The sequence below is a fragment of the Pseudomonas chlororaphis genome, assembly GCA_001023535.1.
Taxonomy (GTDB): domain Bacteria; phylum Pseudomonadota; class Gammaproteobacteria; order Pseudomonadales; family Pseudomonadaceae; genus Aquipseudomonas; species Aquipseudomonas chlororaphis_E.
In genome coordinates this window covers 3,582,711-3,603,441 of record CP011020.1, presented here as the reverse complement: position 1 = coordinate 3,603,441, position 20,731 = coordinate 3,582,711, and the positions used below count along the sequence as shown (strand labels likewise).

Sequence of the window (20,731 nt, the reverse complement as noted above, 5' to 3'; positions counted from 1 at the left end):
TGATCGGAATCTAATATAAGTTTTAGCCCGTTTTGATCGAATTTCTGGAGGGAAACATGGAGCCCGAGTTTTGGCACAAGCGTTGGTCATCGAACCAGATCGGCTTTCACTCGCCGCAGGTGAACCCTTACCTGCAACGTTTCTGGCCGCAACTGGGGGTGGCCCAGGGCAGTCGTGTGCTGGTGCCGCTGTGCGGCAAGACCCTGGATCTGATCTGGCTCGCCCAGCAAGGGTATTCGGTGCTGGGGGTGGAGTTGTCGGAAAAGGCCGCGACTGATTTTTTCCTTGAGCATCAGCTTGAGCCGAGCGTGAGCGAGGAGGGCGCATTCAAGGTCTTTCGTGCCGCCGGTATCGAGATTCGCTGCGGTGATTTCTTCGCCCTGGAGCCGGGTGATGTGGCTGACTGTTCGGCGTTGTACGACCGCGCGGCGCTGATCGCCTTGCCTGTGCCGATGCGGGAACAGTATGCGGCTCATCTGCAGAGCATTTTGCCCCGCGGCGTCGGCCTGTTGATTACCCTCGATTACAACCAGGATGAAATGCCTGGCCCACCGTTCTCCGTGGGAGATGACGAGGTGCAACGGCTGCTGGGAGGTGCCTGGCAGTTGGAGGTCTTGCAGGTGCAGGATGTACTGGGGGAGAGCTGGAAGTTTTTGCAGGCGGGTGTGACGAGGCTGGATGAGCGGGTGTATCGGATTTCCAGTCGTTGAAGCGCGGGTGAGCGCCCCAAAAGGACGCTCCGCATTCAGCCTTGGGACACATAGAGTCCCAGGCTGCGTTCCCACGCAGCGCGTGGGAACGATCATGCTCAGCCGCGACGGCGCAGGGCTTCGATCCGCTCTTCCAGAGGCGGGTGGCTCATGAACATGCGCGCCAGGCCCTGCTTGATGCCACCGTTGATGCCAAAGGCGTTCAGGGTGTCGGGCATGTGTACCGGCAAGCCTTGTTCGGCTCGCAGGCGTTGCAGGGCGCCGATCATGGCACCGGTGCCGGCCAGGCGTGCACCGGCGTCGTCGGCGCGGAACTCGCGCTTGCGCGAGAACCACATGACGATGGCGCTGGCGAGGATACCCAGGACCAGCTCGGCAAAGATGGTCGCGATGTAGTAGGCCATGCCCTGGCCTTCTTCGTTCTTGAAGATCACCTTGTCGACGAAATTACCGATGATCCGGGCAAAGAACATCACGAAGGTGTTCACCACGCCCTGGATCAATGCCAGGGTCACCATGTCGCCGTTGGCGACGTGGCCGATCTCGTGGGCCAGCACGGCCCTGACTTCGTCGGGTGTAAACCGCTCGAGCAAACCCTGGCTGACGGCGACCAGGGCGTCGTTCTTGTTCCAGCCAGTGGCGAAGGCGTTGGCCTCGTAGGCGGGGAAGATCCCGACCTCGGGCATCTTGATACCGGCTTCGCGGGACAGCTGCTCGACGGTTTGCAGCAGCCATTGTTCATGGCGAGTGCGCGGCTGAGTGATGATCTGGGTGCCAGTGCTCATCTTCGCCATCCACTTGGAGATGAACAGCGAGAACAGGGAACCGGCGAAACCGAACACCGCACAGAAGATCAGCAGCTGATTGAGGTTGAGGTCAACCCCATTGGCCGCCATGAACCCGTTGAAGCCGAAAAGGCTCAGGGTGATGCTGGCAATCAGCACGACCGCCAGGTTAGTGGCCAAGAACAGCAGGATGCGCATCATGGTGGTGGAATTCTCCTCATGCTTAAGATGTAGCGTCATGCGGGGTATATAAGGTGCTGCCGCAGGCGATTCAACTGAGCGACTATTTCAAACTGTGTCCTACAGGCGTCCTAAATGATTGAAAGACTTTTCTGAAAGTGACGAGGGAAAAAAAATGGGGCGCCAGCCCCCGTGAACGTTGAACGAGGGTGCGCGCCGGCCATCCAGCCTTGAGTGTAGAAGGCCAGCCGGCGTCATCGGAACGGATATGTTGCTGAATCAGACAGCGTGCGAGGCAAGGAGGCCTCGCACGCTGTCTGGCTTACTGGCGGTAGGACTTGAGGAAGTTGCCGATCCGGCCGATGGCCTGGTCGAGGTCATCGACCCGCGGCAGGGTCACGACACGGAAGTGATCCGGCCACGGCCAGTTGAAGGCCGTGCCCTGGACCACCAGCAGCTTTTCCGACAGCAGCAGGTCGAGGACGAACTTTTCGTCGTTGTGGATCGGGCAGACTTTCGGGTCGATCCGTGGGAAGGCATACAGCGCGCCCATCGGCTTGACGCAACTGACGCCGGGAATGTCGTTGAGCAGCTCCCAGGTACGATTGCGCTGTTCCAGCAACCGGCCCGGGGGCAATACCAGGTCGTTGATGCTCTGGTAGCCGCCCAGTGCCGTCTGGATTGCGTGCTGGCTCGGCACGTTGGCGCACAGGCGCATGTTGGCCAGCATGTCGATACCTTCGATGTAGCTCTGGGCGTGATGCTTGGGACCGGAGATGGCGATCCAGCCGGAACGGAAGCCGGCGACCCGGTACGACTTGGACAGGCCGTTGAAGGTCAGGCACAGCAGGTCCGGTGCCAGGGACGCGGTGCACACGTGCACGGCATCGTCGTAGAGGATCTTGTCGTAGATTTCATCGGAGAACACCACCAGGTTGTGCTGGCGGGCCAGCTCCAGCATGCCCAGCAGCACTTCCCTGGAATACACGGCGCCGGTCGGGTTGTTCGGGTTGATGATCACCAGGGCCTTGGTGTTCGGTGTGATCTTGGCCTTGATGTCCGAAAGGTCAGGGAACCAGTTGGCCTGCTCGTCGCAGAGGTAATGCACCGGGTTGCCTCCGGAGAGGCTCACGGCGGCGGTCCACAGTGGGTAGTCCGGCGCTGGCACCAGCACTTCGTCGCCGTTGTTGAGCAGCGCCTGCATCGACATCACGATCAGCTCGGAGACGCCGTTGCCCAGGTAGATGTCTTCGATGCCGACACCTTCGACCTGCTTCTGCTGGTAGTACTGCATCACGGCCTTGCGGGCGCTGAACAGGCCCTTGGAATCGCTGTAGCCCTGGGCGGTCGGCAGGTTGCGGATGACGTCCTGGAGGATTTCATCGGGCGCTTCGAAACCAAAGGGCGCCGGGTTGCCGATGTTCAGCTTGAGGATGCGATGGCCTTCCTCTTCCAGGCGCTTGGCGTGCTTGAGCACCGGGCCGCGAATGTCGTAGCAGACGTTGGCGAGCTTGTTCGATTTGCTGACCTGCATGGCGATGTGTTCCTGAAAATGAACGATCCAGGCGGTGAGTGAACTACCGTACTGGGGACCCTGCGCCTGTGCCCAGGCCTGACGCGGTATGGGCGTCACAATCCGTTTGAATGCGCATGGCGTGACTGCCAGACTGGCGTCTGACGAGGCGCAATCATACGTGCCGCCCGATCCGCGGAAAAGCGTCGGATCGGGCTTTTTCAATTGCCGAGGTAGGACGATGGAAAAGTTGGAGAAAACCCTTGAAGAATGGCGTGCCATGCTCGACCCGGAGCAGTACAACGTCTGCCGGCTGAAAGGCACCGAGCGGCCGTTCTCCGGTCGATACAACGCCACCAAGACCGACGGCGTGTACCACTGCATCTGCTGCAACGAACCGTTGTTCGATTCGCAGACCAAATTCGATTCCGGCTGTGGCTGGCCGAGCTTCTATGCGCCGATAGAGGGAAGCGCGGTGGTGGAAGTACGGGATATCAGCCACGGCATGATCCGCACCGAGGTCGTCTGTGCCAGATGCGACGCACACCTGGGCCATGTCTTCCCCGACGGTCCGCCGCCCACGGGCCTGCGCTATTGCATCAACTCGGTGTGCCTGGATCTCGTCCCCCGCGAATAGACGTGTGGCGAGGGGATTTATCCCCGCTGGAGCGTGAAGCGCCCCCAAGGCCTGAGCATGCGGTTTGTCAGACGGACCGAGGGGGACTGCTTCGCAGTCCAGCGGGGATAAATCCCCTCGCCACATGTCCGTTGTCGGCAACAGCCCAAGATGTTCCAGTGCTGTTTGCTGGTAATTAAATTGCACACAATTGAATTGCTCGCTATCTTGCACGCCAGTCCCATTCCTTTGGAGCCTTGCCATGAGCGACAACCTGCTGAGCATCCCGTGCACCACCCTCCAGGGTGAGCAAAAGACCCTGGCCGACTTCGCCGGCAAGGCCGTGCTGGTCGTCAACACCGCCAGCCAGTGCGGATTCACCCCACAGTACAAAGGGCTCGAGGCCCTGTGGCAGACCTACAAGGACCAGGGCCTGGTGGTGCTGGGCTTTCCCTGCAACCAGTTCGGCAAGCAGGAACCGGGTAACGAGGCGGCGATCAGCGAGTTTTGCGAGCTGAACTTTGGTGTGAGTTTCCCGCTGTTCAAGAAAATCGAGGTCAACGGGGCCAACGCCCATCCGTTGTTCGTCCAGCTCAAGCAACGGGCCCCCGGCGTGCTGGGGTCCAAGGGCATCAAGTGGAATTTCACCAAGTTCCTGATCGGCAAGGACGGCCAGGTGGTCAAGCGGTTCGCCCCGACCACCAAGCCCCAGGACCTGACTGGCGAGATCGAAGCACTGCTCAAATGAACCCGTTGCCAGCCGATGCGCTGAAGCTCGACAGCCAGTTGTGCTTCAAGCTGTACGCCGCCTCGCGGGCGGTGATCCGTGGCTACAAGCCGATGCTCGACCAGCTCGGCCTGACGTACCCGCAATACCTGGTGATGCTGGTGCTGTGGGAATGGCAGGAAACGGCGCCGGAACAACCCACCGTCAAGGCCCTGGGCGAGCGCTTGTCGCTGGACTCCGGCACGTTGACGCCGCTGCTCAAGCGCCTGGAGCAACTGGCGCTGGTCCAGCGCCAGCGTTCGCCTCGGGACGAGCGTGAGGTGCACCTGAGCCTGACACAGTCGGGGCGGGCCTTGCGAGAGCAGGTCGGGCCGCTCAAGGCCCGCCTGTTATGCGACAGCGGGATTGATCTGGACCGCCTCGGGGAACTGCGCGACGGTCTCGATCATTTATTGGGGCAGATCAGAGCGCTGACGTAGTGGGCACCCACTGGTCCAGGATCGCCGCCAGTTCTTCGCGGCGGAACGGCTTGGACAGGTAGTCGTTCATGCCCGCCGCGCGGCAGCGCTCGCGCTCCTCGGGCATGGCATTGGCCGTCAGGGCGACAATCGGCAACTGCGACCAGCGACCGCTGCGCCGGATCTGCCGGCTGGCCTCGTAGCCATCCATCACCGGCATGTTGCAGTCCATCAGCACCAGGTCGAACACATGCTGTTCGAGCTGGTCCAGGGCTTCGACACCGTGGGCGGCAATGGTGACTTCGCAGCCCAGTTTCCCCAGCATGCCCTTGGCCACCAACTGGTTGACCGGATTGTCCTCCACCAGCAACACCCGGCCACGCCTGGAGGGCGCCAGGGTATCGATCCGGGCATCGTTGATGGTGGTTTCCTCGCTTTGCAGGGCCCGGCGCAGAATCTGGTACAGCGCATGACGCGCCAACGGCCGGGCTTGTTGCAACAGCGGGGCGAGGGCCGCGGCCTGTTCGCTGGGCATGAAGCTGCCGTAGGCGGTTACCAGCAGGATCGGGGCGTCGAAGGTCGGCCGCAGGTTGAACAGGCACTCCGGGCAGTCGGTGATCAGCACGTCGGGTTCGAGCCCCAGCAGCCCGTCATCCACGGAGCGCCGTAGATAGTCCAGGCCCCAGCCGGGCAACAGCATGCCCAGCAACTCGGCCAGCCCGCTGTTGCTGTCGGTGATGGCAACGACCTTGCCGCGCAGTGGTTCGACCGACGGCGCCGGGGTGTGGCAGGGCAGGGGCAGGTCGGCGCAGAACTGGCTGCCGAAGCCGGCCTCGGAGCTGATCGTCAACCGGCCCTGCATGGCTTCGCAGAGGTTGTAGGTCAGTGCCAGGCCCAGCCCGGTGCCACCGAACTGGCGGGTGATCCCGGCGCCGGCCTGGGTGAACGGTTGCAGGATCCTGGCCTGTGCTTCCTGGGGAATCCCGATGCCGGTGTCGCAGACTTCGATCCGCACCCCCCCTTCGTGTTGGCTCAAGCGCACATCGACCCGGCCGAAGCGGGTGAATTTCAACGCGTTGGACAGCAGGTTGCTGACGATCTGGCGTACCCGCGTCGGGTCGCCCAGGACCTGGGCTGGAAACTGCGGGTCGATCAGGCAGGCCAGCTCGACGCTGGGGGCGGCATTCTGCGACAGCAGGTTGGCGGTGTCTTCGACCAGCGAGCCAAGGTCGAACGGGATGCGCTCGAGTTCCAACTGACCGGCGTCGAATTTCGACAGGTCGAGGATGTCGTTGAGCAGTTCCACCAGGACCTTGCCCGAGTCGTGGGCAATCGACAGCTGCTGCTGTTGTTCGGCCGTCAGCGGGCCGTCGAGGGACAGGGCGATCATCCCCAGCAGGCCGTTGAGCGGCGTGCGAATCTCGTGGCTCATGTTGGCGAGGAAGGCAGAGCGGGCCTCGGCCATGTCCAGTGCGGTACGCCGGGCCACTTCCAGCTCTTCGTTGGACTGGCTGAGGCGGGCGTTGATGGCCTTGAGTTCGGCAGTGCGCGCCGAGACGATGTTTTCCAGTTGCGCCAGGTATTCGGTGAGGCGGTTTTCGGCGGTGCGCCGCTGCTGGATTTCGGTGGAGATGTTCTCGAACTGTTGGTTGGCCACTGACACCAGCACGCCGATTTCGTCGTATTGGTGGCCGGCGGGGCATTCCAGGCGGCTCTGTTCGCTGCTGCCCGGGTCGCGACTGCTCAGCTCGCGGATGACCCGTACCAGGGGCTTGGTCAGCATCACGTAGAACAGCGCCAGCAGCAGGCCGGTCAGGATCAGGCTGCGGGCGAACCCGTTGAGCAGGGTGACTTCGGCCCGGCGCAGGAAGCGGCTGCCGAATGAGTAGGTGTCGACATCCAGGCGCAGCACGCCGAGGGACTCGCCAGGCAGATGGTCCAGGTAGAGACGGTCCTCGAACTGGCGCTGGGCGCCAAACAGGAAGTCGCTGATGAATCGATAGCTGCTTTGCAGTTCGGGTCGCTTGACGCTGGCCAGCACCGTCCTGTTGTTGTCCACCAGTTCGGCGCCGATGATGGCCGGTGAACGCAACAGGCCCTGGGACAGCTCCTGGGCCAGTTCCGCGTCGATGTTGTAGGCGATGCGCGAGGCCGGGTTGTGGCTGATTTCCAAAAGCGACAGGATTTCACGGTTGATCGAGGCGTCTTCGCTGGCATAATCGATGCCGATCTGCATCAGGCTCAACAAGGTGCCCAGCACGAAGCCCACCAGGACGGTCAGGCGGGCCTGTTTGTAGGACAGCCGCTGGGTGAATCTGATGTCCATTGAGTGATGAACCACTTACGTTTCCCTTCGCCGCTCAAGCATAGCTGATCATCGCTGAATTCCGGCGTGGCCGGTTTATGTTATTTGGGGTAGACCCGCCATTGGGTAAGGCGTTTCGTCGCTGCAGCGCCATCATTACCGTGAACCAGTCCGAGGAAAAGACGTGGACTCTCGATTGAATGCTTTTCTTGAACGCGCCGATGCGGTGCTGGCCCGGATCGAGCCCTTGTTGCCTGCGCCGCGCCCTGCCATCGATTGGACCCAGACCCTGGCCGCCCGCTGGCAACGGGATGGGCGCAGCGGTTTCCTGCTGCCGCTTCAGGTCAGCCTCGACATGCGCCTGTCGGACTTGATCGGCGTGGATCGCCAGGTCGAGCAACTGGGGCGCAACACCCGCCAGTTCATCGACGGCATGCCCGCCAACCACGCGCTGCTCTGGGGCTCGCGGGGCACCGGCAAATCGTCCCTGGTGCGTGCGCTGTTGGCCGAACATGCCCAGCATGGCTTGCGGTTGATCGAGATCGAGCGTGACCACCTGGCCGACCTGCCTCGGGTGGTCGAGCAGGTGGCGAAACTGCCACAGCGTTTCGTGCTGTTCTGCGATGACCTGTCGTTCGAGTCCGGCGAAGGCGATTACCGCGTGCTCAAAAGCGTCCTGGACGGCTCCCTCGAACAGGCACCGGATAACGTGCTGTTGTACGCCACCTCCAACCGCCGTCACCTGGTGCCGGAAAAGGAGAGCGACAACGAGAACTGGAAGCGAGTCGATGGCGAGCTGCACCCCAGCGAAGCCGTGGAGGACAAGATCGCGTTGTCCGACCGCTTCGGCCTGTGGCTGTCGTTCTATCCATTTACCCAGGAGCATTTCCTCGACGTGGTGGAGCACTGGATCGGTGAGCTGGCGGCCAAGGCCGGGTTGACCTGGCAGCGCGACGAGGCGCTGGACGTGCAGGCGGTGCGCTGGGCCACCGGCCGCGGCAACCGCAACGGACGTTGCGCCTACCAGTTCGCCCGTTATTGGGTAGGGCTCAAACTCTTGGAGCACAAGGCATGATCGATTTGAAGAGCACCGGCCAGGGCCTCGACGGCTATGGTCTGTTATCGGCACAGCTGCAATCCCTGTTGGCCGATGAGCGTGATTTCATCGCCAACGCGGCACAGTTCTCGGCGTTCCTGTTCAGCCAGCTGGAGGACCTGAACTGGGCCGGTTTCTACCTCAATCGCAACGACGAGCTGGTCCTGGGGCCGTTCCAGGGCCAGATCGCCTGCGTGCGGATTCCCTTCGGCCGGGGCGTGTGCGGCGCGGCGGCGGCGACCCGACAGACCCAGCGGGTTGAAGATGTCCACCAGTTTCCCGGGCACATCGCCTGCGACAGCGCGTCGAACAGCGAGCTGGTGGTGCCTCTGGTCAAGGACGGGCGCCTGATTGGCGTGCTCGACCTGGACAGCCCGAAACTGGCGCGTTTTACCGAGCACGATCAGGCCGGCATCGAAGCGATGGCGGCGATTTTCCTGCGCCTGACCGAGTGCTGAACGAGGCCAACCGGCTGGAGCAAGGCTGGCCCGCCATCGCGCGGGCCCTGTCGGGTGCATGACCTTGCGGTGGGCCGGCAGGTTTGCTCCAACACGGGGTGCGGTGCGATTCAGCATGGTCGTAATCCCGCTCGGGCCAGCAGGGCGTCCCGATCGATCTCATCGATCTGCTGCGGGTCGAGAAACTGCTCGGCGTAGCGGGCGTAGATCTGTTCTTCGATGAACAAGCCGAACAACTGCGGATCGATATGGGCGTCGCGGCACATGGTGGCCATGATGCCCAGGGCTTCGCTCAGTTTCTTGGCCTTCTTGTAGGGCCGGTCGGCTGCCGTCAGCGCTTCGAAAATATCGGCGATTGCCATCATGCGGGCCGGCAGGCTCATTTCCTCGCGCTTGAGTCCCTTGGGGTAACCGCTGCCGTCCATCTTTTCATGATGGCCGCCGGCGATTTCCGCCACGTTGTCCAGGTGGCTGGGGAAGGGCAGTTGGCTGAGCATCAGGATCGTCTGCACCATGTGATGGTTGATGACGTAGCGCTCCTCACGGGTCAGCGTGCCGCGGGTGATGCTCAGGTTGTAGAGTTCGCCGCGGTTGTACTTCCAGCGCGGCACGTCGAGCTTGAAGCCCCACGGGTTGTCCGCCGGGATCAGCTCGGCTTCGTGACGCTCGAACAGGTGCTCTGGCTTGTCCGCCAACAACGCTTCGGTGACGGGCAACGTCGGCGGGGGCGTGCGCGCCTGGCGGCGGTTTTCTTCCCAGGACACCCCCAGGCGGTCATCGAGCGTGCGCTGCCATGGGCGTTGGGCGATGTTTTGCAGGCGCTGCAGGTCGGCGTCGGCCATGGCTTCGGAGCCCAGGTTGCAGCGGGCGACGAAGGCAAAGTCGTCATCGAGGCTGGCCAGTGTCGCATCGCGTTGCTGCGCCAGTGAGGCCGGGTCGCCGCCCGCCGCCATCGCTCGCCAGTAGTCGACCCAGGCGTCTCGCTTGAGCACTTCGAAGCGCGTGCGAATCTCGTGGATCCGGTCGTTCAGGGTTTCCAGCTTGGTGGCCTTGTCGACGACGTATTCGGGGGTGGTGACCTTGCCGCAATCGTGCAGCCAGGCGGCGATGTGCAGCGCTTCCCATTCATCTTCCGTTGGCTGGTACGCCTCGAACGCCGACGCCTGGCTCGCCGCCGCGGCCTCGGCGATCATCAGGGTCAGCACCGGCACCCGCTGGCAATGGCCACCGGTGTAGGGGCTCTTGGCGTCGATCGCGCCGGCCAGCAACTGGATGAACGAATCCAGCAATTGCTTCTGTCGGGCTTGCAGGCGCTGGCCTTCGATGCTGACGGTGGCGGCCCCGGACACCGCCTGGAGAAACGCGATGCGGTCCGGTTGCAGCTTTTCCAGGTCGGCTTCGGTGCCGCTGTCGTTGATCAGCAACACCAGGACGCCGACGGTTTCCTGGTGGCGATTGCGCAAGCGGATGCCGATCAGGTGGGCCCGGGGAGCGTCCATCGCCCTCAGGACACCTTGCAGGTCGGCCGCCTGTTCGAAGCCCAGGGAGGTCACCAGATTGTCCGAGACAGCCAGTTGCTGGAGCCATTGCGGGCTGCGCTCGGCCTGCAGCTCGTAACTGTTGAGCTTGAACGCTGCCAGGTCCCGGGGGACACCTTCGATCACCAGCCCATACGGCTTGACCCGATTGTCATCGTTTTCGCGCAGGTAGATCAGCCCGGCCTGGGCCTGGCCGATGGCCACGGTCTCGAACAACACCCGCTCCAGCAGCGGCGCGAAGCGGGTCTCGGCGCGCAGGCTGGCGGTGATCTTGAAGAAGCTGGCCAGGGTCTCCTTCATGCGCGCCATCGACACGCTCAACTGGTCGACTTCCAGCACCGGTGAGCGCCGCGAGACCGGGTAATTGAAGTCGAAGCTGCGAATGGCATCGGCCTCTTGCACCAACGCGCGCAGCGGCTTGACCAGGATCCTCGATGTCAGCCAGCCCAGCGGCAGGCACAACAGCAGGGTGGCCAGGGTGATCAGCGCGCCTTGCCAACGCATGCGATAGGCCTCGTCGAGCAGTTCGTCCTCGGGCACCAGCAGCGCCAGTTCCAGGCCTTGCGGTCCGCCTTCCTGCATGTGGCTGTGCGATACGATCCAGCGCCGTCCGGCGGCCTCCAGGCGCGACGTGCCCGTGCTGTCGTCGAGGGTGGCGGCGATGGCCGGGTTGAGGTCGCGGGCCTTGACCAGGCGCGCGGATTGAGCGTCCGCCACCAGTCGGCTGCTGTCGGGATAGGCCACCGCGTTACCCTTGGGGTCGAGCAGGACGATCTCGGTGTCGGTGGTGACCTTGTGCTTGGCCAGGGTCTGTGACAGCGCCGCGAGTGTCAGGTCGGCGCCGATCACCGCTTGCTCGCCGCTGCGCCGGGCCAGGGTGGTGCCGATGGTGTGGGTGGAGAAGAACAGATAGGGCTCGGTGGTGATCTGCTCGGCGGAGCCAGCGGCGCTGCGAAACCAGCTTCGATTGCGCGGATCGAACGTCTCTTCAGCGATGTCCCGGTGATCGATGAGCGTCAGGTGTTCGTCGTAGAACAGCGACTGGGCGCGAACCGAGCCGTCGGACGTCGCTCGCTCCACGGTCCAGACCTGGTAGGCCGCGTCGGCCGGGGCGCCCACGGCGGTTTTCAGGGCCGCGCTGCGCAACGGCCGGACCATCAGGAAATCACCCAGGGCATCACCCAGGTACAACGACGCCAGGTTCGGATTGTCCCGCAGCGCCTGGCTGAAGGGCCCGAGCAAGGCCAGGCGTTGCTCCATCCGGGGTGAGCGCGTGGCCGGGTAATCGGCCAGCAGACCCAGCAGGTGGCGGATCGGTTCGTAGGTGTCGTACAAATCCAGGCGCACGTCCTGCTCGATCCGGTTGAACAGTTTTTCACTGCTGGAGAGGATGATTTGCGTGGTCTGCCGATAGTTGAAAATGCCCAGTACCACGCCGGTCAGCAGCAGAAGCAGGGTGAACATCACGCTGATATGGACGTGCAGGGGGAACCGGCGTTTATCCGTACGCGGTGCGCTGGGCATTGCAGTCACTCCAAGTGTAAGGGGCGTTCTCAAAGGGTGTTTCCGCGTGGAGGGGACGCTGATCGAGAACACCCCTGGTACGCACTGCTCAGGCAACAGCATAGTAAACGCTGGGTTATCGTGCCTTGGCGAGTGCTGTTTGGAGGGCAACCCCGACGTCGATCATGGCCTGGTCGAGGGCTTCGACGCATTCGCTGATCCGCTGCGGTGCCGAGGCGGGCTGACAGGCCTGTTCCAGTGCCTCGCAACGCTGGATCAACGACGTCGCCTGCATGATCCGGGCGACCCCCTTGATCTTGTGCGCCGTCTCGCTCAAGGCCTGGCGCTCGCCGCTCCGGGCCACGTCGAGCAGCTCCTGGCGATCCAGGCGATTGCTGTTGAGCATCTCGCTCAGCAGGCGGTGGGTGGACGAGGGATCGCCGCCGGTCAGTGCTTGCAGGCCTTGCAGGCTGAAAACCCGGGCCTGCCGGCTGGGTTTGACGGCCTTGATCCACTGGCTCAGGGCGCTCAGGCTGATGGGCTTGAACAGGCAGTCGTCCATTCCCGCGTCCTGGCACCGTTGTTTTTCCTCCGGCTGCGCATTGGCGGTGAACCCCAGGATGGTGCAGGGAGGGCGTTGCTGCTCGGACTCCTCGCGGCGAATCGAACGCGCCAATTCATAGCCGCTCATGATGGGCATGTTGCAGTCGGCGATGACCAGGTCGAAATGCCCTTGCTGCCAGACCTCGAACCCATGGGCGCCATCATGGGCAACCTGATAGGGGTAGCCGAGGTACTCCAGTTGCTGTGACATCAGCAGGCGGTTGGCCGGGTGATCGTCCACCACCAGGACGTTCAGCACGCCTGCCGCCGTTTCGATGATCGGCTCGGCGGCCACGCCGGCCGGCGCCGCTGGCAAGACGTTCAGCCGCAGCCGGACCTGGACCTGGGTGCCAAGGCCGGGCTGGCTGTTCATGTGCAGGTTGCCACCCATCATCTGGCACAGGTTGCGACTGATCACCAGCCCCAGTCCGGCGCCCTTGCGCGCCATCCGGCCATTGTTGTCGACCTGGGCAAAGGGTTCGAAGAGGCGCTTGAGGTCTGCCGGGCCGATGCCGATGCCGCTGTCGTTGACCTCAAGGTGCAAGTGCAGGACGTCGTCCTGGTCGGTGGGTGACAACCGGACCTTGACCAGCACCCGGCCCTGTTCAGTGAACTTGAGGGCATTGCTGATCAGGTTCGAGAGCACCTGTTTGAAGCGCAACGGGTCGATCGACACGTCCGGGTTGCCTTCGGCGGCGTCGAACTGCAGCGACAACGCCAGGTTTTTCTGCCTCGCCACGCCTTCGAATACCCGGATCACCGATTGCAGCATGGCCCGCAGGTTGACGCGCTCGGGTGCCAGGCTCAGGTGGCCCGATTCGATCCGGGCGATGTCCAGGATGTCGCCGATCAGCTCCAGCATGCCGGCGGCCGATTCGTAGGCCACGGCGATGGTCGAACGGTCCACATGACCCTTGTCGGTCTGTTTCAGGGCCAGTTCAAGCATGCCGATCACCGCGTTCATGGGCGTGCGGATCTCATGGCTCATGGTCGCCAGGAAGGTGCTCTTGGCGCGGTTCGCGTCTTCGGCCTGCTTCTTGGACGCCCGCAGCTCTTCGAAAAGCTGGCGTCGCTCACTGATGTCGATCCACCCGCCGATGATGCCCTGCACCTGCGCGGCCGAGTTCCGGTAGGGGAGGATCCAGTGATAGATGGTCAGTTCCCTGTCCCCGATGTGCAGGGGGCGATCGACGATCAGCGGGGTGCCTTCGGCCATCACCCGTTGATAGTCGGCCTGGTACTCCTGCGCCTCGAAGGCATTGCTCATGGCCCCCGGCATCACGTTCTTGCCAATGACGTCTTCGCGCCTGGCGTCGAACGTTTGCAGGTAACTGTCGTTGCAGCTTTGCAGGCAGCCGTTGCGGTCCCTCACGTAGATCGGGTGCGGCGTGCCGTTGAGCAGTGCGTGCATGAATTCCAACTGGTCGTTGAGGGCGAGCTCGGCCCGTTGGCGTTGCCGGATCTGGCGCTGCATGTAGGCGTTCCAGGCCAGCGACAGCAGCAACAGCAGGCCGACGCCTGCGACGATCTGGAAGAACAGGCGGTTATAGGTGCGCCAGGTATGTTGCGACGCCGATACGTAGCCGCGCCAACGGTTGTTGATCACCCCCAGTTGATCGGGGTCGATGCTGGTCAGGGCCTTGTCGAGGATGGAATTGAGTTCGGTGGCATTTTTGGCGCTGGCGAGGGCGAACAGGGCCGGCTGGGTGCCGACGGTGCTGTTGATCTGCAATGTGTCGCGCCAGGAGTGGGACGAGATGAAGTAGTTAGCCATGACCAACGAGCTGACCCCGCCGTCGACCTGGCCCTGGGCGAGCATCTCCATCGCCCCCAGGGTGCCGTCTGCCTCGACGATCCTGATGTCCGCAAAGTGCTGGCGCAGCCATTCGATCAGTGGGTTGCCCTTGGCGATGGCCAGGCTCCGACTGCCGAACTGGTCGAGCGTGGCCGGGGTGCCGGACTGTTTACGGGTCAGAAGGACGAACGAACTGTCGAGGTAAGGTCGGCTGAATTTCAATTTCTGCTGCCGTTCGCTACTGGGCAGGAATGCGGCGATCAGGTCGGCCTGGTCTTCCTGGATCGCGGCGATCATCTCGCTGTCGCTCTGGCGACGCTGGATATCCAGGCGCAGGCCGGTGCGCAGGCGGATCAACTCCAGCAGGTCGGCGCTGATCCCACGCAAGGCGCCGTCCGAATCGAAGAAGGTGAAGGGCGCGGAATGTTCATTCACCACCACCCGCACCACCGGATGCGCCGCCAGCCAGCGTTGTTCGCGGTCGGTCAGTTGGATCCGGTGATCGGCGAGGTACATGTCGCTGCCAGCACTCCAGCGCTTGGCGATGCTGGTGTGTTCGGCGAGGGGAATCTGGTTCAGCGTGGCATTGATGATCTCCAACAGGCGGGTGTCGCTGCGGCGCACCGCGAACCCGAAGCCAAAGGCCTCATGCTTGCCGAAGCTGGCCATGCGGATGTTGCTCAGGTAGCCCTTGCTGATCATGTAATGGGTGGACAGGGTGTCGCCGAGGAAGACGTCGGCCTGGCCAAAGGCAACGGCGTTGATCGCGTTCTGATAGGAGGGGTAGGTGGTCAGGTGGGCTTTGGGGTACAGGTGCTCGATTTCCTCCAGGGGCAGGTAGTGATAGACCATGCTCAGGCGCAGGCCTTCGAGGCCTTCGGCCAGGGAACGGCTTTCATTGGCGCGAGTGACGAGCACCGGCTGGTCCACGGCATAGGGCGTCGACAGCAGGATGTCGGGCTGGCGGGCTTCAAAGCCATTGGCGGTGCCCAGCAGGTCGATCTGCCCGGCCTTGAGCGCTGCCACGGCGGCGTCGCGGGATTCGAAACGCAGGACCTTCATGGGCAGGCCGGTTGCCTGGGCGAGGAGGCCGGCATAGTCGGCGGTCATGCCTTCGTAGTCGTGGCCGCTGGTGGAAAGGTCGAAGGGGGGATAGTCGGGCGCGGACGTGCCCAGGACCCATTCACGCCGACCCTGCAGCCAGGCCTTCTGGGCGTCGTCGAGCTGGATCGACGCAGCCGCCGTCGAGCGGCCCAGCAGCGTCAGGTGCTCGGGCATGGCTGGCGCCGCCGCGAGGACACTTGCATATAACCCTGCACTCACTAGCAGCAGGCATTCCTTTATGCGTCTGAGCATCCTGTTCTTCTCACACAAGTGCGTTGCGTTTCGCCATTTCGATCAGTTCTACGAGGGACTTGACCTTGAGTTTCTGCATCAGTCTTTTTTTGTAGGTACTGACGGTTTTATTGCTCAGAAACATGCCCTTGGCGATTTCCTTGTTAGTGCGGCCCTGGGCAAAAAGTTGCAGGACCATCAACTCCCTGTCGTTGACGCTCTTGAAAAGATCCAGCTCTATACTGCGCGGATCATCCGGGCGTATCGGGTTCAAGGCCTGGCTCGGAAAGTAGTTGTAGCCAGACAGTACGGCCTTGATGGCACTGACCAGTTCGCTGAGGTCTTCCTGCTTGCACACATAGCCGGAAGCGCCCGATTGCATGCAGCGGATGCCGAACAGGGTCGGCGACTGGGCCGTGAGCACCAATGTCTTGAGGGGCGTGGTCATGGCGTTGAAGCGCGAGAGGATTTCCAGCCCGTCAAGTTTGGGAATGCTGATGTCCAGGATCACCAGGTCTGGCATGCATTCGCGCACCATTTGCATCGCATCGACGCCGTTGTCAGTTTCCCCCACGACCTTATAGCCCTCATGCTCCAGGAGCATGCGAACGGCGAGGCGGATGACCGGATGATCGTCGACAATGAAAACGGAGTTCATGAATAAAATACCCTGCGAGCTTAATAAAGCGCGCACCTTAGCCCAGTTACAGCCAGGGTCGTACGAAGAGACGGGCACCCAACTTCAATTTCAGAAGTTTCCTACAAAAAAAGAGGCAAGATATTACGATGTAATCGGTTTTTTAGTAGGTGGGTGAAACAGGGTGGAGAATTAAAGGCTTTTTTGTGAAAAGGTGTTTCTTTTCGCGGAATGTTTATGCAAACAAGTGGCGTGCAGGGCTTATTGAATGTTGCGGACGGGTTTTCCGTGTTTTCTCCTGTGAAACTTGCATGAATCCGTTGTGAGGGCGGGCTTGCTCGCGAAGGCGCAGGTCATTCGATACCGTCGCAATTTGACCTACCGCTTTCGCGAGCAAGCCCGCTCCCACAGGATTGTGCCAGGCCCATCAAACCGTTGTTCCCACACCTTTTATTGACGCGTGCGGCCTGTCATCTCCTGGGCCATGTCGCTGGCGTAGCTGTCCGTCATCCCGGCGATGAAGTCGATCATGCGCAGGAATGCCGCGTGCAGTGGGCCATTCGGGTCGGGGGCGTTGTTGCCCAGCAGGTCGAGGATGCGGCGGTTCTTGAAGGAAGGCGTGCGGCCGCCATGCTGTTCGAGTGCGGCGCCGCAGAACCCGTTGAGCAGGATCTCCAACGTGGTGTACGCGCCGATCTCATGCAGGGTCTTGCGCTTGTCCTGGAAAATTTTCTTGCGGGCCATGTCCTTGGCATTCAGCACGCAGCGCTTGGCCGGGCCGTGCATGTGCTCCACCAGGTCCCCCGGCAGCGTGCCGGCCAGCAACGCCTCCTGCTGTTCGACGAATGCCCGGGCGGCGGCGTTGGTCAGGTGCTCGATGGCCTTGCCCCGCAGGATCGCCAGTTTGCGCCGCCGGGAATCCTGCGGGCCCAACTGGCGGTAGGTGTCCGGAAGGTCGTCCCCCACCAGGTCCAGGAGCAGCGATTCCACCTGTGGGTATTCCAGCAGATCCATTTCCACGCCGTCTTCCAGGTCGATCAACGCGTAGCAGATGTCATCGGCGGCCTCCATCAGGTACACCAGCGGATGCCGGGCCCAGCGCTGGTCCTCGATCTGCGGCAGGCCGAGTTTGTTGGCAATCTGCTCCAGCAGCGGCAGTTCGCTCTGGTAGCAGCCGAACTTGTGCTTCTTGTAGCCCAGGGAGTCGGCGTGGCGAGCGGTCCAGGGGTACTTCAGATAGGTGCCGAGGGTGGCGTAGGTCAACCGCGTACCACCGTCGAACTGATGGTATTCAAGCTGGGTAAGCACGCGAAAGCCCTGGGCATTGCCTTCGAAATTCAGGAAATCGCCGCGCTCGGCTTCGCTCATGGCATCCAGCCAACCTCGCCCGGCGGCCTGCTGGAACCAATAGCGGATGGCATCCTCGCCCGAGTGACCGAACGGTGGGTTACCGATGTCGTGGGCCAGGCAGGCCGATTGCACGACCATGCCCAGGTCGCTCGGCTCGCACCAGTCGGGCAGGGCGCTGCGGATGGTTTCGCCCACGCGCATGCCCAGGGAGCGCCCCACGCAACTGACTTCCAGCGAGTGGGTCAGGCGCGTGTGGATGTGGTCGTTGCTGGACACCGGATGCACCTGGGTCTTGCGCCCCAGGCGGCGGAAGGCGCCGGAAAAGATGATCCGGTCGTGGTCCTTGTGGAAGGGGCTGCGGCCCAGTTCTTGCGGGCTGTGAAGGGGTTTTCCGAGGCGTTCGCGTGTCAGCAGGGTGTGCCAATCCAAGGCCGGTTGCTCCGTTTGATAGGGTCGATGCCCTAGCTTCCCGGTTCGTGAGGCGTGGTGCAAGGGCAAGTCGATTTACCTGCCCTTGTCACCGTTGCCTCAGGGTTTGCGCGCGCTCTTGGCCAATTTGATCAACGGCAGCAGCGTCGTGGCCAGCCGGACCAAACCGGTGAGGCCGCCGGTACGCCCGGCGCGGGTGCGCCTGCCGGTGAAAAAGCCGAGCAGCGACACCGCCGCCACGCCCCACAATGGCGCGTGCTTGATGCCGAAGCCTTCGTGCCAGCTTTGCGACAGGCCGCGTACTCGTCGCAGGGGGAGCAGCAACTGCCGTGTTTCCTGGCGGATCTCCTGGCGATGCATCTCCATGCGCAGGCGCACCAGCGCCTTGCGCATTTCCTGGCGGGTCTGGGCTTGAGGGATATCAGGCAGGCTCATGGCAGCAGGCGCTCCCGATCGTTGGCCAATTCTTCGAGGGTGGCATGGAAGGGCGACGATTCGTCATAGATCGCTGCTCGCAACCGAAGGCCACAGAACAGCGCCGCCAACAGGTAGAACAGGCACAGGCCGATGATGCCCGCCAGGCGATAGGTGTCCCACACCAGGATCAGCACCAGGGCCGAGAGCCCTACCAGCAGGAGCAAGGCGAACACCAGGGCAAGGCCCGCGAACAACAGCAGGCTGACGGTGCGCGCTTTCTGTTCCTGCAATTCGATGCCGAACAATTCGACATGGCTGTGCAGCAAACCCAGGAAGGCTGCGCTCAGGCGACGTGCCGTGGGGGCGGTGCCCGCTTCGGGCGAGCCGGATTCGTCGAGGCCGATCATCAGCGTCTGGTCGCCAGCAGGCCGATCAGAAAGCCCACGCCCGCCGCGATGCCGACGGATTGCCAAGGGTTGGCCTGGACATATTCCTCGGTGGCGTCCACGGCCGCCTGGCCACGTTCGCGCATGGAATCTTCGGTCAGCTTGAGCGTTTCACGGGCGCGCAAAAGCGTTTCCTGGATCTGGCTGCGCAGCACGTCCGCCTGGTCACCCGCCAGCGTTGCGGTGTGGTCCAGCAAGCGTTCCGTGTCGTTGACCAGCGTCTGAAAATCTTCCTTCAGGATTTCTTGAGCAGTCTGTGCCTGGGTTCTGGCCATGGGGTGAATCTCCGTAAGTGACGTCTGAAGCGTTCGAGTATGAGCCTTGCCGGAAGGTTCAGTGAAAGTGACTGGTACAACTTTTGCTCTGGCTTTTGCCATGTACTGGTGCGTCAGCCCGCGCTGGTGCGCTGAAGCTGGGCGCGAGCCCGAAAACCTTAACCCAAATAATCAAAACCCGCGAAGCGCCTTGAAGCGGGACTGCGTTTCAGCCGTTTCGATGCACCAAAGCGGTTCGCTTGGCTGGCCAAAGCCGGCCACGCGTTTCAACTTGGTGCGTCGTCGGCGCGAGCGAACCGGTTTGGTGCCTTTCTCCACTTTTTCAGGTCTGCCATCACCATGGAAAATATGCAAAGTGCCGTGGACAGTCTGGTCCACAGCTCCAACACACTGTTCATCCTGCTGGGTGCGGTCATGGTCCTGGCCATGCATGCCGGTTTTGCGTTCCTGGAAGTGGGAACGGTCCGGCAAAAGAACCAGGTCAATGCGCTGTCGAAGATTCTCAGCGACTTCGCTGTTTCGACCCTGGCCTATTTCTTCATCGGCTATTGGATTTCCTACGGCGTGACCTTCATGCAACCGGCGGCGGTGCTCAGCACCGACCATGGCTACAGCCTGGTGAAGTTCTTTTTCCTGCTGACGTTCGCCGCCGCCATCCCGGCGATCATTTCCGGCGGTATTGCCGAACGTGCCCGGTTCGCTCCGCAGTTGTGCGCCACGGTGCTGATCGTGGCGTTCGTCTACCCGTTCTTCGAAGGCCTGGTCTGGAACGGCAACTTTGGTGTGCAGGCCTGGCTGCAAGCCCGCTTCGGTGCCGGTTTCCACGACTTTGCCGGCTCCGTGGTGGTGCATGCCATGGGCGGCTGGCTGGCACTGGCCGCGGTACTCCTGCTCGGGCCGCGCAATGGCCGCTACCGGGACGGTCGGCTGGTGGCGTTCGCGCCGTCGAGCATTCCGTTCCTGGCCCTGGGGTCGTGGATCCTGATTGTCGGCTGGTTCGGCTTCAACGTGATGAGTGCCCAGACCCTGCCGGGGGTGAGCGGGTTGGTGGCGGTCAACTCGTTGATGGCGATGGTCGGCGGTACCGTGGCGGCATTGCTCGTGGGGCGCAATGACCCCGGCTTCCTGCATAACGGCCCGCTCGCCGGCCTGGTGGCGGTCTGCGCCGGTTCCGACCTGATGCACCCGGTAGGTGCGCTGGCCACCGGCGCCATCGCCGGTGCGTTGTTTGTCTGGTGCTTCACCGCCGCCCAAGGCAAATGGAAGATCGATGATGTGCTCGGGGTCTGGCCACTGCATGGGCTGTGCGGTGTCTGGGGCGGCATTGCTTGCGGCATTTTTGGCCAAGGCGCGTTCGGCGGCCTGGGCGGCGTGAGCCTGGCCAGCCAACTGATCGGCACGGCGCTGGGCGTCGGCATTGCCCTGGCCGGCGGCTTTGCGGTGTATGGCGTCATCAAGGGGCTGCTGGGGCTGCGCCTGAGCCAGGAAGAAGAGTATTACGGCGCCGATTTGTCGATTCACAAGATCGGCGCCATCAGCCAGGACTGACCGATGC

The 20,731-nt window shown here is 62.7% G+C and carries 17 protein-coding genes; 7 read left to right on the top strand and 10 right to left on the bottom strand.

Going from position 1 to position 20,731, the window contains the following annotated elements:
- Positions 1–56 precede the first annotated feature (56 nt).
- The gene (locus VM99_15945) at positions 57–710 is read left to right on the top strand and encodes a thiopurine S-methyltransferase (protein ID AKJ99487.1); all 654 of its coding nucleotides are present in this window, start codon (positions 57–59) and stop codon (positions 708–710) included.
- A gap of 98 nt (positions 711–808) precedes the next feature.
- Here VM99_15945 and VM99_15940 read toward each other — a convergent pair whose 3' ends face one another.
- Both VM99_15940 and VM99_15935 read right to left on the bottom strand, forming a co-directional pair.
- A complete protein-coding gene (locus VM99_15940) occupies positions 809–1,696 on the bottom strand; it encodes a protease HtpX (GenBank protein ID AKJ99486.1) in 888 nt (295 codons plus the stop codon).
- Positions 1,697–1,997: 301 nt separating this feature from the next.
- Positions 1,998–3,209 carry an aminotransferase gene (locus VM99_15935; GenBank protein AKJ99485.1) on the bottom strand — a complete coding sequence of 404 codons (1,212 nt, stop codon included), beginning with the start codon at positions 3,207–3,209 and terminating at the stop codon, positions 1,998–2,000.
- Positions 3,210–3,429: 220 nt separating this feature from the next.
- Here VM99_15935 and VM99_15930 point away from each other — a divergent pair, with 220 nt between their 5' ends.
- From VM99_15930 to VM99_15920, 3 genes are all read left to right on the top strand, one after another.
- The gene (locus VM99_15930; GenBank protein AKJ99484.1) at positions 3,430–3,825 is read left to right on the top strand and encodes a peptide methionine sulfoxide reductase; all 396 of its coding nucleotides are present in this window, start codon (positions 3,430–3,432) and stop codon (positions 3,823–3,825) included.
- Between the two features lie 241 nt (positions 3,826–4,066).
- Positions 4,067–4,552, top strand: a complete 486-nt coding sequence (locus VM99_15925) for a glutathione peroxidase (GenBank protein ID AKJ99483.1) — start codon at positions 4,067–4,069, stop codon at positions 4,550–4,552.
- The gene (locus tag VM99_15920) at positions 4,549–5,010 is read left to right on the top strand and encodes a MarR family transcriptional regulator (protein AKJ99482.1); all 462 of its coding nucleotides are present in this window, start codon (positions 4,549–4,551) and stop codon (positions 5,008–5,010) included. The genes VM99_15925 and VM99_15920 overlap by 4 nt, the downstream gene beginning before the upstream one ends.
- On the opposite strand, the gene VM99_15915 is transcribed toward VM99_15920, so the two are convergent.
- The gene (locus VM99_15915) at positions 4,994–7,315 is read right to left on the bottom strand and encodes a histidine kinase (protein AKJ99481.1); all 2,322 of its coding nucleotides are present in this window, start codon (positions 7,313–7,315) and stop codon (positions 4,994–4,996) included. The two genes, VM99_15920 and VM99_15915, sit on opposite strands and share 17 nt — an antisense overlap.
- Before the next feature lie 163 nt (positions 7,316–7,478).
- Here VM99_15915 and VM99_15910 point away from each other — a divergent pair, with 163 nt between their 5' ends.
- Both VM99_15910 and VM99_15905 read left to right on the top strand, forming a co-directional pair.
- A complete protein-coding gene (locus tag VM99_15910) occupies positions 7,479–8,369 on the top strand; it encodes an ATPase AAA (GenBank protein ID AKJ99480.1) in 891 nt (296 codons plus the stop codon).
- Complete coding sequence (locus VM99_15905; GenBank protein AKJ99479.1) at positions 8,366–8,848, top strand: GAF domain-containing protein; 483 nt, start codon at positions 8,366–8,368, stop codon at positions 8,846–8,848. Before VM99_15910 ends, VM99_15905 begins: the two co-directional genes overlap by 4 nt.
- Before the next feature lie 110 nt (positions 8,849–8,958).
- Here VM99_15905 and VM99_15900 read toward each other — a convergent pair whose 3' ends face one another.
- The 7 genes from VM99_15900 to VM99_15870 all read right to left on the bottom strand — a co-directional run bounded on the left by VM99_15900 (position 8,959) and on the right by VM99_15870 (position 19,176).
- On the bottom strand, positions 8,959–11,910 hold the full coding sequence (locus tag VM99_15900; GenBank protein ID AKJ99478.1) for a membrane protein: 2,952 nt from the start codon (positions 11,908–11,910) through the stop codon (positions 8,959–8,961).
- Positions 11,911–12,025: 115 nt separating this feature from the next.
- Positions 12,026–15,643 (bottom strand): histidine kinase, encoded by a 3,618-nt coding sequence (locus tag VM99_15895; protein AKJ99477.1) that lies wholly within the window; start codon positions 15,641–15,643, stop codon positions 12,026–12,028.
- 10 nt (positions 15,644–15,653) lie between these two features.
- Entirely contained in the window at positions 15,654–16,280 is a 627-nt protein-coding gene (locus VM99_15890) for a LuxR family transcriptional regulator (GenBank protein AKJ99476.1), read from the bottom strand.
- A gap of 429 nt (positions 16,281–16,709) precedes the next feature.
- The gene (locus VM99_15885; GenBank protein AKJ99475.1) at positions 16,710–18,038 is read right to left on the bottom strand and encodes a deoxyguanosinetriphosphate triphosphohydrolase; all 1,329 of its coding nucleotides are present in this window, start codon (positions 18,036–18,038) and stop codon (positions 16,710–16,712) included.
- A 99-nt stretch (positions 18,039–18,137) separates the two neighbouring features.
- Positions 18,138–18,473, bottom strand: a complete 336-nt coding sequence (locus tag VM99_15880) for a hypothetical protein (GenBank protein ID AKJ99474.1) — start codon at positions 18,471–18,473, stop codon at positions 18,138–18,140.
- On the bottom strand, positions 18,470–18,859 hold the full coding sequence (locus tag VM99_15875) for a membrane protein (GenBank protein ID AKK01772.1): 390 nt from the start codon (positions 18,857–18,859) through the stop codon (positions 18,470–18,472). Before VM99_15875 ends, VM99_15880 begins: the two co-directional genes overlap by 4 nt.
- A gap of 2 nt (positions 18,860–18,861) precedes the next feature.
- Positions 18,862–19,176 carry a membrane protein gene (locus VM99_15870; GenBank protein AKJ99473.1) on the bottom strand — a complete coding sequence of 105 codons (315 nt, stop codon included), beginning with the start codon at positions 19,174–19,176 and terminating at the stop codon, positions 18,862–18,864.
- A gap of 339 nt (positions 19,177–19,515) precedes the next feature.
- On the opposite strand from VM99_15870, the gene VM99_15865 reads away from it, so the two are divergent.
- Positions 19,516–20,724, top strand: coding sequence for an ammonium transporter (locus tag VM99_15865; protein AKJ99472.1), 1,209 nt, complete (start codon positions 19,516–19,518; stop codon positions 20,722–20,724).
- The last annotated feature ends 7 nt before the right edge of the window (positions 20,725–20,731 follow it).